The sequence below is a fragment of the Saccharopolyspora rectivirgula DSM 43747 genome, from assembly GCF_000497205.1.
GTDB lineage: Bacteria > Actinomycetota > Actinomycetes > Mycobacteriales > Pseudonocardiaceae > Saccharopolyspora > Saccharopolyspora rectivirgula.
The window spans coordinates 1-14,095 of record NZ_AYJW01000082.1 but is presented as its reverse complement, the minus strand read 5'-3'; the positions used below and the strand labels follow the sequence as shown (position 1 = coordinate 14,095).

The following is a 14,095-nucleotide window of genomic DNA, read 5'->3' as shown; positions in this document are numbered from 1 at the left end:
GGGCAGAGCGTGAACACCACCGACTCCGCGGTGCGCATCACCCACGTGCCGACCGGCGTGGTGGTGTCCTGCCAGAACGAGAAGTCGCAGCTGCAGAACAAGCTGCGCGCGATCCAGGTGCTCAAGGCCCGGCTGCAGGCGATGGCCGAGGAGGAGGCCCAGCGGGAGGCCGCGGAGGCCCGGCGCAGCCAGGTGCGCACCGTGGACCGCTCCGAACGCATCCGCACCTACAACTTCCCGGAGAACCGGATTTCCGACCACCGGGTGAACTACAAGGCCTACAACCTCGATCAGGTGCTCGACGGTGATCTGGACGCGGTGCACGAGGCGCTGTTGAGCGCGGACCGCGCCGAGCGCCTGGCGGCCGGTGCTTGACGCGGGCTGGTGGACGTGACCGATCAGCCGTTGCGGCTGGCCCTCCGGGAGGCCGAGCAGGTGCTGGCGGAGGCCGGGGTGCCCAGTCCGCGCACCGACGCCGAGTTGTTGGTCGCGCACCTGTTGGGCGTCGAGCGCAGCAGGCTGGTCCTGGTGTCCTCGATCAGCGCGCGGACCGCGGCTCGGTTGCGGGAGCTGGTGGCCGCGCGGGCAGCGCGGGTGCCGCTGCAGCACTTGACCGGTCGGGCCGCGCTGGGGCGGGTGACCGTGGAGGTCGGTCCCGGTGTGTTCGTGCCGCGCCCGGAGACCGAGCTGCTGCTGGAGTGGGGTTTGGAGCTGCTGCGCGGTCGGCAGCGGCCGGTGGTGGTCGACCTGTGCACCGGGTCGGCGGCGTTGGCGCTGGCGGTGGCCAACGCCCGCCCGGACGCCGTGGTGCGCGCGGTGGACAACGATCCGCGGGCGCTGCGGTGGGCGCGGCGCAACGCGGCGGCCCGGGCCGAGGCGGGCGACACCCCGGTCGAGGTGCTCTCCGGGGATGTGACCGATCCTCACCTGCTCGCCGGGTTGACCGGCGAGGTCGATCTGGTGCTGTGCAACCCGCCCTACGTCCCGGCCAGCACCCCGGTGCCGCCGGAGGTGGCCGAGCACGACCCGCCGCAGGCGGTGTTCGCCGGCCCGGACGGGCTGTCGGTGGTGCGGCACGTGGTGGTGCTGGCGGCCCGGCTGCTGCGCCCCGGTGGCGGGGTGGCCATCGAGCACGACGACACCCACGGCGAGGCGGTGCCGGAGCTGTTGTCGGCGCGGCCGGAGTTCTGCTCGGTGCGCGACCACACCGATCTGGCGGGACGGCCCCGGTTCGCCACGGCCCGCCGGGTCGGCCGAGCCGGAGCCGGTCCACAGTCGACTACCTGTGGGAGTTGACGAATTCCCGCAGCAGGGCGTTGAACTCGGTGGGCTTTTCGCGGTGCGGCCAGTGCCCGGCGCCCGGCACCACCCGCAGTTGCGCGCCGCTGATGGCCTCGGCCGCCTGCTGGGCCGCCGACAGCGGGACGATCGGGTCCTGGTCCCCGTGGATGACCATGGTCGGGCAGGTGATCTGCGACAGCTGCGGCAGGTGGTTGATGCGCATGGAGCGGCGCGAGATCGCGTCGTGGTGCCAGTCGGCGAACACCGAGCCGCGGGCGCGGGCTTCCTCCCGCATCTCCTGCAGGATGTCTTCCAGGTCGGGGACCTGGTGCGGGGCGGCGAAGAAGATCCGCTCCGCGGCGGTTCGGGCGAAGAACCGGTGCAGCCGCAGCAGGCGGGCGGCCAGGGGCCCGAACACCCGCAGCCGCAGCGTGAGGTACGCCAGCAGGTGGTGGGGCAGCCGGGCTTGCACCCCGGTCGGGTTGACCAGCACCAGTCCGTTGACCCGCTGCGGGTTGCGCAGGGTGAACCCGGTGGCGATGCTGCCGCCCATCGACATGCCGACCAGGGTCACCGCGGGCAGTTGCCAGGCGTCCAGCAGCCAGCGCAGCACTTCTTCGAAGGTGCGCTGGTTGGCCCGTCCGCGCCACGGCATGCTGCCGCCCTGGCCGGGCAGGTCGGGGGCGAAGACCTGGTGGTCGGCGGCCAGCACGGGGAACGCGTGTCGCCAGCTCAGCAGCGCGTTGTCCGGACCTCCGCCGTGCAGCAGGACGATCGCGGGACCGGAGGTCCCGGCCCGGTAGAACCGGATCTTCCCGGCGGGGAATTCGATCTCGTCGGTCACGAGACCCTGCGGTGGGGCGGACATCTGGTTCTCCTCGTGTGACTACTGGTGGTGCGCGGACCCGGTCGGCCGGGTGGCTGCGCCGGCCGCTTCCCGGCGGGGGCCGCGGGTGCTGCGCTCACCGGGGCGCGTCGTCGCGGCTCATCGTGGCCGAGGATGATCTACCACACCAGCCGAGTGGTGGTGTTCCGCGCGTGCCAGGATCTGGGTGTGAGCACTGTGTATGACTGCAATGATCCGGACGGTCGAGAGGCCGGGCTGGCGGCTGCGGCGAGCGCGGTCCGCTCGGGAGGCCTCGTGGTGCTGCCCACCGACACGGTTTACGGCGTTGGCGCGGACGCCTTCGATCCTAGTGCGGTGGCCGCTCTGCTGGCGGCCAAGGGAAGGGGCCGGGACATGCCGGTTCCGGTGCTCGTCGGCTCTTGGTCCACTGTAGATGGTTTGGTGATGTCGGTGCCGCGGCACGCGCGGGCGCTGATCGAGGCGTTCTGGCCCGGTGGGCTGTCCATCGTGCTGCCGCAGGCGCCGTCGTTGTCGTGGGACCTGGGGGAAACGCGGGGCACGGTGAACCTGCGGATGCCGCTGCACCCGGTCGCGCTCGAGCTGCTGCGGGAAGTGGGGCCGATGGCGGTTTCCAGCGCCAACCGCAGCGGGCACCCGCCGACCACCACGGCCGAGCAGGCGCGCGAGCAGCTCGGCGACTCGGTGTCGGTTTACCTGGACGGGGGACCTTCAGGGGAGCCGATCGCGTCCACCATCGTCGACCTCACCGGGGGGAAGCCGGTGGTGCTGCGCGAGGGCGCGGTCAAGCTCGACGAGATCTCCGAAGTGCTCGGCGTCGAAGTCGAACACCCGCAGTGATCAACTTGGACCGGTGAACATCGCTCAACCGTGTGCCGATAGCGTAGTTGTGCATTCGCAAGCGTCGGACAGCGGTGAGGAGCGCCGAGCTTGAATTCCGTTCTGGGGCCAGTGCACTGGCGTGGCCGCGGAGTCTCGGAGGTGAAGTACCGGCATGGGTAGCGAACCCGCCTGGGCCCCGGTCGGTCTTCCCGCCCGCGAGTACCTGCTCGTCTTGCTGACCGCGGCGGCGGTCACCTTCCTGCTGACCGGCCTGGTCCGGTTATTGGCCCTCCGGATCGGGGCGGTGGCCTATCCGCGCAAGCGCGACGTGCACGTGGAGCCGATCCCCCGGATGGGCGGAGTCGCCATGTACGGCGGTGTGCTGGCGGCGATGTTCCTGGCCAACAGCCTGCCCGCGCTCTCCCGCGGCTTCGACTACTCCAACGACGCGCTGGCGGTGGTCATCGCCGGCGGGTTGATCGTGCTGGTCGGGGCGTTGGACGACCGCATCGAGATGGACTCGCTGACCAAGCTGGCCGGCCAGGTCACCGCGGCCGGGGTGCTGGTGCTGTTCGGTGTGCAGTGGTGGCACTTCTGGGTCCCGTGGGGCGGCGGTGAAGGCCAGTTCGGCCAGTTGATGGTGTTGGGCAGCAACCAGGGGCAGCTGCTGACCGTGGTGCTGATCGTGGCCATGGTCAACGCCATGAACTTCGTGGACGGGCTGGACGGGTTGGCCTCCGGGATCGGGTTCATCGCCGCCAGCGCCACGTTCGTGTTCTGCTTGAGCCTGCTGCACCGGCACGACGGGGACGTCACCGCCTACCCGCCGGCGCTGATCGCGGCCGCGATCGCCGGGGCGTGCCTGGGGTTCCTGCCGCACAACTTCCAGCCGGCCCGGATCTTCATGGGCGACTCCGGGTCGATGTTGATCGGCCTGATGCTGGCGTCGGCCAGCACCACCGCTTCCGGGAAGATGGACTACACCGGTCCGAAGCCGACCGACACCATCGCGCTGCTGTCGCCGATGCTGGTGGTGGCCGCGGTGCTGTTCGTGCCGCTGCTGGACCTGGTGATGGCGGTGGTGCGCCGCACCCGGGCGGGCAAGAGCCCGTTCCACGCCGACAAGATGCACCTGCACCACCGGTTGCTGGAGCTGGGGCATTCGCAGCGGCGCGCGGTGCTGCTGATCTACCTGTGGGCCGGGGTCATCGCGTTCGGTGCGGTGTCGTTGACCCTGTTCAACGCGGCCGTGGTGGCTTTGATCGTGGGCGCGGGAGTGCTGGTTGCCGCTATCATTTCGATAACTCCCCGAATGAGGTCCCGAATCGATCGAGAGGCTTGATGGGCGATTCGACTGCTGTCCCGCAGCGTTCCCGTCGGGACAACCCGCACGCCGCCGTGGTCCGCACGTTGGCCGCTGCGATGCTGCGCACCGCGGTGTGGCCGGCGGTGGTCGCGGTGGCCCTCGGAGCCGTGGTGGCGACCGCGCTGATCGGCTTGTCGGGGCTGTGGGGCGCGCTCATCGGCGGAGCGATCGCGGTGGTGTCCTCACTGGCCACCATTTGGCTCATGCGACTCACCGGTGGGATGGATCCGCATTTCGTGATGGGAGCAGCGCTCGGTGGTTATTTGCTGAAAGTTTCCCTTCTGTTGGTTGTGATGACCTTGTTAGGCGGCATTGCCATAATCCACCGTGAATCCCTGGCGTTCACCATGCTGGGGACGCTGCTCGTGTGGACCGGGGCCGAAGTGGTCGCTTTCCGCAGAACCAGGCTGCCCGTAATCGTTCCAGAGGGCGGTGTGGGCAGTTCCTGATATGGGGGGCGCCACATAGGCCTTATTACCCGTTGGTATGGTCCTGCATAAAAGAAGGGCCCTTCGCTCGCGCGCCAGCGGGCCGCGGTAAACAGCCAGGCCGGGTGCGCGGGAGGGGCCTTCACGTACCAGATTCGGTATCAGGTACGTTAAGTGCAAAACGTGACGATTCGCCCGGTGGAGTGAGCTCCGACCGGGAGAAGCGGAAGGAGCCCAGTTGGGCGCGCTCATGCTGGCTGAAGGCGGCACGTTCCAACCGCCAGGCGCCGACAGCTTTGTCCTCCCGCCGATCTTTGGTGGAGTCACCAAGCCGATGGTGCTCGTCGTGCTGTCGGCGATTATTGTCGGCGCCTACTTCGTGATCGCTACGCGCAACCTGAAACTGGTTCCCAGCAAGGGGCAGTTCGCCGCTGAATTCATTTATGAGTTCAGTCGTAACAAGATAGCGCGGGAGCAGATCGGAGCGAAGGATTTCCGGCCCTTCGTGCCGTTGATTTTCGCGCTGTTCACCTTCATCCTGGTGAACAACATCTACGGCATCGTGCCCTTTGTTCAGTTCCCCACGATGGCCAGGATCGGTTTCCCGCTGGCGCTGATGCTGGTCGTCTACTTGACCTTCCACGGCGTCGGCATCAAGCGGCATGGGCTCGTGGGCTACTTCAAGCACGTCATGTTCCCGCCCGGGGTGCCCAAGCCGATCTACGTCATCCTCGCCCCGATCGAATTCTTGCAGAAGTTCATCGCTCAGCCGCTCGCGCTCGCGATCCGGGTCTTCGCAGCGATGTTCGCCGGACACCTGATGCTTCTGGTGTTCACTCTGGGCGGAGAGTGGCTGCTGCTGGAAGCAACCGCCGGTTTCAAGCCGGTGTCAGTGGTTGCCTTCGCCTTCTCCATTGCCTTGACGTTTGTCGAAGCCTTGATCCAAGTGCTGCAGGCCTACATCTTCGCGCTGCTTTCGGCGAACTTCATCGGGGCAGCGCTGGCTGAAGAGCACTGAGAGAAAGACAAGACCTTCCGATCCGCATCGGAAAGCGGACCGAGTGAAAGGTAGTGAAAGTGAGCAACATCGTTCTTGCGCAGGCCGCCGAAACCGCGAGCATCAACCCGGGTCTGGCCGCGATCGGCTACGGCCTCGGTGCCATCGGTGCCGCCATCGGTGTGGGGTTGATCTGGGCCGCCGTCATCAACGGCACCGCCCGGCAGCCGGAGGCGCAGGGCCAGCTGCAGGGTATTGCCTGGATCTCCTTCGTTCTGGTTGAGGTGCTCGCCCTGATCGGCCTGGTCGTGTACTTCATCGCCTCGAATGCCTGAGAAACTGGCACCCAACGCGCGTAGGGAGACGTTGTGGTGAAGACGCAGATGCTGCTGGCCCAGGAGGGGGAGCACAACCCCATCATTCCGGAGCCCGCGGAATTCGCGGTGGGTCTGGTCGCATTCCTGCTGCTGCTGTGGGCACTCTGGAAGTACGCGGTGCCGCGCTTCGAGGCGATCTACGCCGAGCGCAGCGAGCGCATCGAGGGCGGCATCGCCAAGGCCGAGGCAGCGCAGGCCGAGGCGCAGCGGACGCTGGAGCAGTACAAGGCGCAGTTGGCCGAGGCTCGCGCCGAGGCGGCCCGGATCCGGGACGACGCTCGCGCCGAGGGGCAGCAGATCCTCGAGGAGATGCGGGCCCAGGCGCAGGCCGAGTCCGAGCGGATCGTCAGCCAGGGCCAGGCTCAGCTCGACGCCCAGAAGGCCCAGATCATCGCCGAGCTGCGGGCCGATCTCGGTCGGCACGCGGTGGAGCTGGCCAGCCGGGTCGTCGGGGAGTCCCTGGAGGACGAAGCCCGGCGCCGCGGAACCGTGGACCGGTTCCTCGACGAACTGGAAGCTACGTCAGCCCCGGCGTCGGAGTCGGCCAAGGCTTGATCGAGTGAAAGGCGCTGAGAGTTGAGCACCCTCGTGAACGCCGCGAGCCGCGACGCCCTGGCAGCCACCGAGCTGCAGCTGCTGCAGGCAACCGACGGGGCCAAACCCGAGGAGATCACCGAGCTTGCTGACCAGCTGTTCGCGGTGGCTGGCCTGCTCACCCGGGAGTCGGGGCTGCGCCGGGCGCTCGCCGACATCTCCGCTGAGCCGCAGGCCCGGGAAGAGCTCGCCCGCAACCTGCTGGCGGACCGGCTCGGCCCCCGGGCGCTGCCGGTCGTGGTGGAAGCGGTGCGGGCCCGCTGGTCCGGCCCCCAGGACCTGGTGGCCGGCCTGGAACGGATGGCGCGCGTGGCGCTGCTGGTCCAGGCCGAGCGCGCTGGCCGGCTCGACGCCGTCGAGGACGAGCTGTTCCGGCTCGGCCGGATCATCGGCGGCCAGGTGGACCTGGATCGGCTGCTGTCCGACCCGACCGGGAACGCGGAAGGCAAGCTGGCGGTCATCGACCAGCTCGTCTCGGGCAAGGTCGAACCCATCACCGCCAGCCTGGTCCGCCAGCTGGTCAGCCAGCCGCACGGCCGGCGGGTCAGCGAGGGGCTGGAAGAGCTGGCCGCGCTGTCGGCGAAGCGCCGGGAACGTTCGGTGGCGCACGTCCGCTCCGCTTTCCCGCTCAGCGAGGAACAGCAGCAGCGGCTGGTGCGCACTTTGCAACGGATTTATTCGCGGCCGATCGCGTTGCACCTCGAGGTGGACCCCGAGGTGGGCGGCGGCCTGTTCATCCGGGTCGGCGATGAGGTCATCGACGGCAGCATCAGGGGACGCCTCGAGGCCCTTCGGCGCGACTTGGCCGAGTGAGAAGGCGTCGGATACGAACTCCCTTCAAGAACGAACCGAGGGCAGGAACGAGACATGGCGGAGCTGACGATCTCGTCGGATGAGATCCGCAGTGCGATCGAGAAGTACGTCTCCAGCTACTCCCCGGAGGTCAGCCGCGAGGAGGTCGGGGTCGTCACCAGTACTGGTGACGGCATCGCCCATGTCGAGGGTCTGCCTTCGGTCATGGCTGAGGAGCTGCTGGAGTTCCCGGGCGGCATCTACGGTGTCGCGATGAACCTGGAGGCCCAGGAAGTCGGTGCGGTCATCCTGGGTGACTCCGAGAAGCTCGAGGAAGGCCAGGAGGTCCGGCGCACCGGCAAGGTGCTGTCGGTGCCGGTGGGCGACGCCTTCCTCGGCCGCGTGGTCAACCCGCTCGGTCAGCCGATCGACGGTCTCGGCGACATCGTCGCCGAGGACTCCCGCGCGCTCGAGCTGCAGGCCGCTTCGGTCATCCAGCGCAAGAGCGTGCACGAGCCGCTGCAGACCGGCATCAAGGCCATCGACTCGATGACCCCGATCGGTCGCGGTCAGCGGCAGCTGATCATCGGTGACCGCAAGACCGGCAAGACCACCGTCGCGGTCGACACCATCATCAACCAGAAGGACAACTGGAAGTCCGGTGACCCGGCCAAGCAGGTCCGCTGCATCTACGTGGCGGTCGGCCAGAAGGGCTCCACGATCGCCAGCGTCAAGCGGTCCCTGGAGGAGGCCGGGGCGATGGAGTACACCACCATCGTCGCCGCGCCGGCTTCCGACTCCCCGGGTCTGAAGTGGCTCGCGCCGTACGCGGGTTCGGCGATCGGCCAGCACTGGATGTACCAGGGCAAGCACGTGCTGATCGTCTTCGACGACCTGACCAAGCAGGCCGAGGCCTACCGGGCCATCTCGCTGCTGCTGCGCCGCCCGCCGGGGCGCGAGGCCTACCCGGGCGACGTGTTCTACCTGCACTCCCGCCTGCTGGAGCGCTGCGCGAAGCTGTCCGACGAGATGGGCGCCGGCTCGATGACCGGTCTGCCGATCATCGAGACCAAGGCCAACGACGTGTCGGCCTACATCCCGACCAACGTCATCTCCATCACCGACGGGCAGTGCTTCCTGCAGTCCGACCTGTTCAACTCGGGTCAGCGGCCGGCCATCGACGTCGGTATCTCGGTGTCCCGAGTGGGTGGTGCCGCCCAGATCAAGGCGATGAAGTCGGTCACCGGCTCGCTGAAGATCGACCTCGCCCAGTACCGGGAGCTGGAGGCGTTCTCCGCGTTCGCCTCCGACCTGGACGCCGCCTCCAAGGCCCAGCTGGACCGCGGTGCCCGGCTGATGGAGGTGCTCAAGCAGGGGCAGGGCGAGCCGATGCCGGTCGAGGAAGAGGTCGTCTCGCTGTTCATCGGCACCCGCGGCCACCTCGACTCGGTGCCGCTGGAGGACGTGCAGCGGTTCGAGCGCGAGTTCCTCGCCTACCTGCGGCGCACCAACGAGACGGTGCTCAAGGACATCGTCGAGACCGGCAAGCTGTCCGAGGACGCCGAGAAGTCGATCGTGTCCGCGGTGGACGAGTTCAAGAAGCAGTTCACCGCTTCCGACGGCTCCTCCGTGGTGCCGGGCGAGGAGAAGGTCGACGCGATGGCAGCCGACGAGGTGGGCCAGGAGACCGTGAAGGTCAACCGGCCCGCTCCGAAGAAGTGACCGGGTAAATAATGGCTCAACTTCGGGAACTGCGAGACCGTATCCGGTCGATCAAATCGACCCGGAAGATCACCAAGGCGCAGGAGCTCATCGCTACCTCGCGCATCATGAAGGCGCAGGCCAGGGTGGAGGCTTCGCGGCCGTACGCCGACGAGATCACCAGGGCGCTGAGCGAGCTGGCCAACGTCAGCACCCTGGACCACCCGTTGCTGACCGAGCGCAGCAACCCCAAGCGCGCCGCCGTGCTGGTGGTCACCAGCGACCGCGGTTTCTGCGGTGGCTACAACGCCAACGTGATCCGCGCCGCTGAGGAGCTGCAGGCACTGCTGCGCGAACAGGGCAAGGAACCGGTGCTGTACGTCATCGGCCGCAAGGGCGAGACGTACTACCGGTTCCGGCAGCGCAAGTTCGAGCGGAGCTGGTCCGGGTTCAGCGACAACCCCCAGTACACCAACGCGTCCGAGGTTGGCGAGACCTTGGTCAAGGCCTTCCTCGCCGGTGCCGACGACTATCTCGACGACGGCGGCCCCGACGGTACGCTGGGTGTTGACGAACTGCACCTGGTGCACACCGAGTTCGTCTCGATGCTGACCCAGCGGCCCACGGTCCGGCGGCTGGCTCCGCTGGAGGTGGAGTACTCGGAGGAGGCGCCGAAGACACCGCGCTCCACGTACGAGTTCGAGCCGGACGCGGAGACCCTGTTCAAGGCCCTGCTCCCGAAGTACATCAAGACCCGCCTGTACGCCGGTTTGCTGGATGCGGCGGCATCGGAACACGCGGCACGCCGCGCGGCTATGAAGTCGGCGACGGACAATGCGGACGAGCTGATCCGCACGCTCAGCCGCGAGGCCAACCAGGCCCGCCAGGCGCAAATTACCCAGGAAATCAGCGAGATCGTCGGCGGTGTCGAGGCGCTCTCGTCCGCAGGAAGTGAGTGACATGACTGCTACTGCCACTAGCACTGCTACGGGCACCGGCCGCGTGGTCCGAGTCCTCGGCCCGGTCGTGGACGTGGAGTTCCCGCGGGACCAGGTGCCGGACCTGAACAACGCTCTCACGGTCGAGGTGACCGAGAAAGGTCTGGCCAAGACCCTGACGCTGGAGGTCGCCCAGCACCTGGGTGACAACGTCGTGCGGGCGATCTCGATGCAGCCGACGCAGGGTCTGGTGCGGGGCGTCCCGGTGACCGACACCGGTGCCGGCATTTCCGTGCCGGTCGGTGACGTGGTCAAGGGCCACGTGTTCAACGCGCTCGGCCACTGCCTGGACGAGCCGGGTTACGCGTCGGACGCGGAGAAGTGGGAGATCCACCGCAAGGCTCCCAGCTTCGACCAGCTCGAGGGCAAGACCGAGATGCTGGAGACCGGCATCAAGGTGATCGACCTGCTCACCCCGTACGTCAAGGGTGGCAAGATCGGTCTGTTCGGTGGTGCCGGTGTGGGCAAGACGGTGCTGATCCAGGAGATGATCCGCCGTGTTGCCAAGAACTTCGGTGGTACCTCGGTGTTCGCCGGTGTCGGTGAGCGCACCCGTGAGGGCAACGACCTCTGGGTGGAGATGGCCGAGTCCGGCGTGCTCGCGGACACCGCTCTGGTGTTCGGCCAGATGGACGAGCCGCCGGGGACCCGTATGCGGGTCGCCCTGTCCGCGCTGACCATGGCGGAGTACTTCCGCGATGTTCAGGGCCAGGACGTGCTGCTGTTCATCGACAACATCTTCCGCTTCACCCAGGCCGGCCAGGAGGTTTCCACGCTGCTGGGCCGCATGCCGTCCGCGGTGGGTTACCAGCCGACCCTGGCGGACGAGATGGGGGAGCTGCAGGAGCGGATCACCTCGACCCGGGGGCACTCGATCACCTCGATGCAGGCGATCTACGTCCCCGCTGACGACTACACCGACCCGGCTCCGGCGACGACCTTCGCCCACCTGGACGCGACCACGGAGCTCTCCCGTGCGATTTCGCAGAAGGGTATTTACCCGGCGGTGGACCCGCTGGCTTCCAGCTCCACCATCCTCGACCCGGCCATCGTCGGCGAGGAGCACTACCGGGTGGCCCAGGAGGTCAAGCGGATCCTGCAGAAGTACAAGGAGCTGCAGGACATCATCGCCATCCTCGGTATGGACGAGCTGTCCGAAGAGGACAAGGTGACGGTGCAGCGGGCGCGTCGCATCGAGCGCTACCTGTCCCAGAACTTCTTCGTCGCCAAGCAGTTCACCGGCCAGGAGGGCTCCTTCGTCCCGCTGAAGGAGACCATCGAGGCGTTCGACAAGCTCTGCAAGGGCGAGTTCGACCACTACCCGGAGCAGGCCTTCCTGTCCATCGGTGGCTTGGACGACCTGGAGCAGGCTTACAAGCGGATCACCGGCAAGTGATCCGGTTGGCCGCGGTGCGGACCGGTGGTGCGGTTGCGGGTGCCGCGGTCGTCTGCGAGACGTGTCGGCGAGTGGGTCGGGGTCTGCTTGGACCCCGGCCCCTTGTCGTTTCGTCCCGCCCCACTGCGGGTCCGGTGTCGGGCCCGTCCTGTCAGAATCACTCGTAGCGATTGGCTAGACTGCGGGAATACACCCGACGAAGGAGACGCGCATGGCCAACATGTCCGTCCAACTGGTCGCTGTTGAGCGCCGTTTGTGGTCCGGGGAAGCGACCGCTGTGTCCGCTCAGACGACCGAGGGGGAAATCGGGATCCTTCCCGGTCACGAACCGATGCTCGGCCAGTTGGTCGAGGGCGGGATCGTGAAGATCACCACGCCGGACAAGGAGACCATCACGGCCGCGGTGCACGGCGGGTTCCTGTCCGTCACCGGTGACGGGGTGAGCGTGCTGGCGGAGTCCGCCGAGCTGGCTTCGGAGATCGACGTGGACCAGGCTCGGGCGGAAGCGCAGAGCTCCGACGAGCAGGCCCGGTTGCGGGCGCGTGGTCGGCTGCGGGCGACCGGACAAACTGCCTGACGGGGCCGCCAATGGGTTCCCTCCCCGTGATTCTGCTGGTGGTGTTCGTGGCGCTGCTGGTGGCTGCCCTGGTGGTGCTGCTGCTGTTGTGGCGGCGCCTGCGGGAATTGCGGGTCGGGGGCATTGATGTGGCCTTGCGCGACAAGAAGGATCCTGAGGGCCGAGGTTGGCGGCTCGGGATAGCTCAGTACCGGGGCGAGGAGTTCGCCTGGTACCGGGTGTTGAGCTTGCGCTCCGGCCCGAACTGGGTGATCAACCGCAGGGACGTTGAAATCGCTGATCGCCGGCAGCCTTCGGAGGCCGAGGCTTACGTGATGCCGGCCGGGGCCACGGTGGTGAACCTGGCCGGCCACGGCCCGCAGCTGGAACTCGCCATGGGCAGGGATGCGCTGACCGGTTTCTTGTCCTGGCTGGAGTCAGCGCCGCCCGGGCGGTCGGTTCCTTGGGCCTCGTGACTCGATGAGCGGGATCGGGACACCGGTCCCGCTTTTTTCGTGCCCTGGTGCTGCCCGCGCCGCGGTCGCCGCCTGCGCAGTGCTGGTGGGGTATGAAGGGAACTTTTCTGCTGGCAACGGGAGGGAAGTTCCCTTGCCCGCCCGAGCAGGCCGGGTGGGGTCCGGTGGTGGGCGGCCGGAAAATCGCTGGACAGCGGGGTGACGAGCAGGTCTAGGGTGGTCCGGTGCGGATCGTGCCAGTCGATTACGAACATCCGGACGCCCAGGCGTTGGTCGCCGAGGTGCAGCAGGAGTACGTGACCATCTACGGCGAAGAGGACGAGACGCCGGTGCAGCCCGCTGATTTCCGCCCACCGCGGGGGCTGTTCCTGGTCGGCTACCTCGACGATCGCGCGGTCGCCTGCGGCGGTTGGCGGGCGCACGACGACGGCGAGGACGGGCTGCAGGCCGGGGACGCCGAGTTGAAGCGGATGTACGTGGTGCCGGCTGCCCGCAGGCGGGGGCTGGCGCGCCAGCTGCTGGCCGAACTGGAGCGCACGGCGGCGCTGGCCGGCCGGAAGCGGGTCGTCCTGGAGACGGGGGCGTGGCAGCCGGAGGCCATCGAGCTGTACCGCTCCTCCGGCTACCACCAGATCGCCGGTTTCGGGGTCTACCGGGACGACCCGCTGGCGCGGCACTTCGCCAAGGAGCTCACCGAATAGCGGCTCTCAGGCGTTGCCGCCGGGCTGCCACAGCACCTCGGCGTTCGGGTTGGCGATCCGGGCGAGGATGAACAGCAGGTCGGACAGCCGGTTGAGGTATTTGGCGGGGAGCACCGAGGTGGTGTCGGGCTCGGTTTCGATCAGCGCCCACGCGGACCGCTCCGCCCGCCGGGCCACGCAGCGGGCTTGGTGCAGGAGCGCCCCACCGGGGGTCCCCCCGGGCAGGATGAAGGAGTCCAGCTTGGGCAGGCGCTGGTTGAACTCGTCGCACCACTCCTCCAGCCGGTCGATGTACGACTGGGAGATCCGCAGCGGCGGGTACTTGGGGTTCTCGCTGACCGGGTTGGACAGGTCCGCGCCCACGTCGAACAGGTCGTTCTGGATGGTGCGCAGCACTTCGGCGACTTCGTCGGGCAGTGGGGCGGTGGCCAGCGCCACGCCTAGGGCCGCGTTGGTCTCGTCGACGTCGGCGTAGGCGGCCAGGCGGGGGTGGGTTTTGCTGATCTTCGAGTTGTCCGCTAGCCGAGTGGTGCCGCTGTCACCGGTCCGGGTGTAAATCTTGGTGAGGTGCACTGCCATGGCGCCAGCCTACGGGGTAAGTCCTGGGTTTCCGCCCGGTCGTCGTCGCCAACCGGCACACCCGCCCCGACGAGCTTCAACAACGGCCCGTAACCTCGGTGGATGTGAGTGAGCACTTCCGGGTACAGGGCGGCGCGCGCCTCGCCGGCGAGGTCGGCGTGGTCGG

At 68.1% G+C, this 14,095-nt stretch carries 17 protein-coding genes; 15 read left to right on the top strand and 2 right to left on the bottom strand.

Features of this window, described 5'->3' with window-relative positions; translation table 11 throughout:
• The coding region (locus tag SREC43747_RS19945) for a peptide chain release factor-like protein (protein WP_306413800.1) at positions 1 to 375 on the top strand (375 nt) is incomplete at its 5' end.
• A 15-nt stretch (positions 376 to 390) separates the two neighbouring features.
• Positions 391 to 1,296 (top strand): peptide chain release factor N(5)-glutamine methyltransferase, encoded by a 906-nt coding sequence (prmC, locus tag SREC43747_RS0117330; protein WP_029722606.1) that lies wholly within the window; start codon positions 391 to 393, stop codon positions 1,294 to 1,296.
• On the opposite strand, the gene SREC43747_RS0117325 is transcribed toward prmC, so the two are convergent.
• Entirely contained in the window at positions 1,280 to 2,149 is an 870-nt protein-coding gene (locus SREC43747_RS0117325; RefSeq protein WP_029722605.1) for an alpha/beta fold hydrolase, read from the bottom strand. The genes prmC and SREC43747_RS0117325 overlap by 17 nt on opposite strands.
• 186 nt (positions 2,150 to 2,335) lie before the next feature.
• On the opposite strand from SREC43747_RS0117325, the gene SREC43747_RS0117320 reads away from it, so the two are divergent.
• The 13 genes from SREC43747_RS0117320 to SREC43747_RS0117260 all read left to right on the top strand — a co-directional run bounded on the left by SREC43747_RS0117320 (position 2,336) and on the right by SREC43747_RS0117260 (position 13,350).
• A complete protein-coding gene (locus tag SREC43747_RS0117320; protein ID WP_029722604.1) occupies positions 2,336 to 2,986 on the top strand; it encodes an L-threonylcarbamoyladenylate synthase in 651 nt (216 codons plus the stop codon).
• Positions 2,987 to 3,140: 154 nt separating this feature from the next.
• Positions 3,141 to 4,310, top strand: a complete 1,170-nt coding sequence (locus SREC43747_RS0117315; RefSeq protein ID WP_029722603.1) for a glycosyltransferase family 4 protein — start codon at positions 3,141 to 3,143, stop codon at positions 4,308 to 4,310.
• Complete coding sequence (locus SREC43747_RS0117310) at positions 4,310 to 4,783, top strand: Cg1360 family ATP-synthase-associated protein (RefSeq protein WP_029722602.1); 474 nt, start codon at positions 4,310 to 4,312, stop codon at positions 4,781 to 4,783. Before SREC43747_RS0117315 ends, SREC43747_RS0117310 begins: the two co-directional genes overlap by 1 nt.
• Positions 4,784 to 5,000: 217 nt before the next feature.
• A complete protein-coding gene (atpB, locus tag SREC43747_RS0117305; protein ID WP_029722601.1) occupies positions 5,001 to 5,780 on the top strand; it encodes a F0F1 ATP synthase subunit A in 780 nt (259 codons plus the stop codon).
• Positions 5,781 to 5,839: 59 nt separating this feature from the next.
• Positions 5,840 to 6,094 carry an ATP synthase subunit C-like protein gene (locus SREC43747_RS0117300; protein WP_029722600.1) on the top strand — a complete coding sequence of 85 codons (255 nt, stop codon included), beginning with the start codon at positions 5,840 to 5,842 and terminating at the stop codon, positions 6,092 to 6,094.
• Positions 6,095 to 6,130: 36 nt separating this feature from the next.
• A complete protein-coding gene (locus SREC43747_RS0117295; RefSeq protein ID WP_408005230.1) occupies positions 6,131 to 6,691 on the top strand; it encodes a F0F1 ATP synthase subunit B in 561 nt (186 codons plus the stop codon).
• 21 nt (positions 6,692 to 6,712) lie between these two features.
• Positions 6,713 to 7,543, top strand: a complete 831-nt coding sequence (locus SREC43747_RS0117290) for a F0F1 ATP synthase subunit delta (protein WP_029722598.1) — start codon at positions 6,713 to 6,715, stop codon at positions 7,541 to 7,543.
• Positions 7,544 to 7,597: 54 nt separating this feature from the next.
• Positions 7,598 to 9,244 carry a F0F1 ATP synthase subunit alpha gene (gene atpA / locus SREC43747_RS0117285; RefSeq protein WP_029722597.1) on the top strand — a complete coding sequence of 549 codons (1,647 nt, stop codon included), beginning with the start codon at positions 7,598 to 7,600 and terminating at the stop codon, positions 9,242 to 9,244.
• 8 nt (positions 9,245 to 9,252) lie between these two features.
• The gene (locus tag SREC43747_RS0117280; protein WP_037332447.1) at positions 9,253 to 10,182 is read left to right on the top strand and encodes a F0F1 ATP synthase subunit gamma; all 930 of its coding nucleotides are present in this window, start codon (positions 9,253 to 9,255) and stop codon (positions 10,180 to 10,182) included.
• Between the two features lies 1 nt (position 10,183).
• Positions 10,184 to 11,617 carry a F0F1 ATP synthase subunit beta gene (gene atpD, locus SREC43747_RS0117275; RefSeq protein WP_029722595.1) on the top strand — a complete coding sequence of 478 codons (1,434 nt, stop codon included), beginning with the start codon at positions 10,184 to 10,186 and terminating at the stop codon, positions 11,615 to 11,617.
• A gap of 211 nt (positions 11,618 to 11,828) precedes the next feature.
• Positions 11,829 to 12,194 carry a F0F1 ATP synthase subunit epsilon gene (locus SREC43747_RS0117270; RefSeq protein ID WP_029722594.1) on the top strand — a complete coding sequence of 122 codons (366 nt, stop codon included), beginning with the start codon at positions 11,829 to 11,831 and terminating at the stop codon, positions 12,192 to 12,194.
• 11 nt (positions 12,195 to 12,205) lie between these two features.
• Positions 12,206 to 12,649 (top strand): DUF2550 domain-containing protein, encoded by a 444-nt coding sequence (locus tag SREC43747_RS0117265; RefSeq protein WP_029722592.1) that lies wholly within the window; start codon positions 12,206 to 12,208, stop codon positions 12,647 to 12,649.
• Between the two features lie 224 nt (positions 12,650 to 12,873).
• A complete protein-coding gene (locus SREC43747_RS0117260; RefSeq protein WP_029722591.1) occupies positions 12,874 to 13,350 on the top strand; it encodes a GNAT family N-acetyltransferase in 477 nt (158 codons plus the stop codon).
• Positions 13,351 to 13,356: 6 nt separating this feature from the next.
• Here the strand turns inward: SREC43747_RS0117260 and SREC43747_RS0117255 are convergent, their stop codons facing one another.
• Positions 13,357 to 13,929, bottom strand: coding sequence for a cob(I)yrinic acid a,c-diamide adenosyltransferase (locus tag SREC43747_RS0117255; RefSeq protein WP_029722590.1), 573 nt, complete (start codon positions 13,927 to 13,929; stop codon positions 13,357 to 13,359).
• Positions 13,930 to 14,095: the final 166 nt, after the last annotated feature.

What these genes read in the sequence shown, in the direction of transcription:
- SREC43747_RS0117325 (WP_029722605.1), bottom strand. Translation starts at nt 2,149, where the DNA reads ATGTCCGCCCCACCGCAGGGTCTCGTGACCGACGAGATCGAATTCCCC.
- SREC43747_RS0117315 (WP_029722603.1), top strand. Translation starts at nt 3,141, where the DNA reads ATGGGTAGCGAACCCGCCTGGGCCCCGGTCGGTCTTCCCGCCCGCGAG.
- SREC43747_RS0117310 (WP_029722602.1), top strand. Translation starts at nt 4,310, where the DNA reads ATGGGCGATTCGACTGCTGTCCCGCAGCGTTCCCGTCGGGACAACCCG.
- atpA (WP_029722597.1), top strand. Translation starts at nt 7,598, where the DNA reads ATGGCGGAGCTGACGATCTCGTCGGATGAGATCCGCAGTGCGATCGAG.
- atpD (WP_029722595.1), top strand. Translation starts at nt 10,184, where the DNA reads ATGACTGCTACTGCCACTAGCACTGCTACGGGCACCGGCCGCGTGGTC.
- SREC43747_RS0117270 (WP_029722594.1), top strand. Translation starts at nt 11,829, where the DNA reads ATGGCCAACATGTCCGTCCAACTGGTCGCTGTTGAGCGCCGTTTGTGG.
- SREC43747_RS0117265 (WP_029722592.1), top strand. Translation starts at nt 12,206, where the DNA reads ATGGGTTCCCTCCCCGTGATTCTGCTGGTGGTGTTCGTGGCGCTGCTG.
- SREC43747_RS0117255 (WP_029722590.1), bottom strand. Translation starts at nt 13,929, where the DNA reads ATGGCAGTGCACCTCACCAAGATTTACACCCGGACCGGTGACAGCGGC.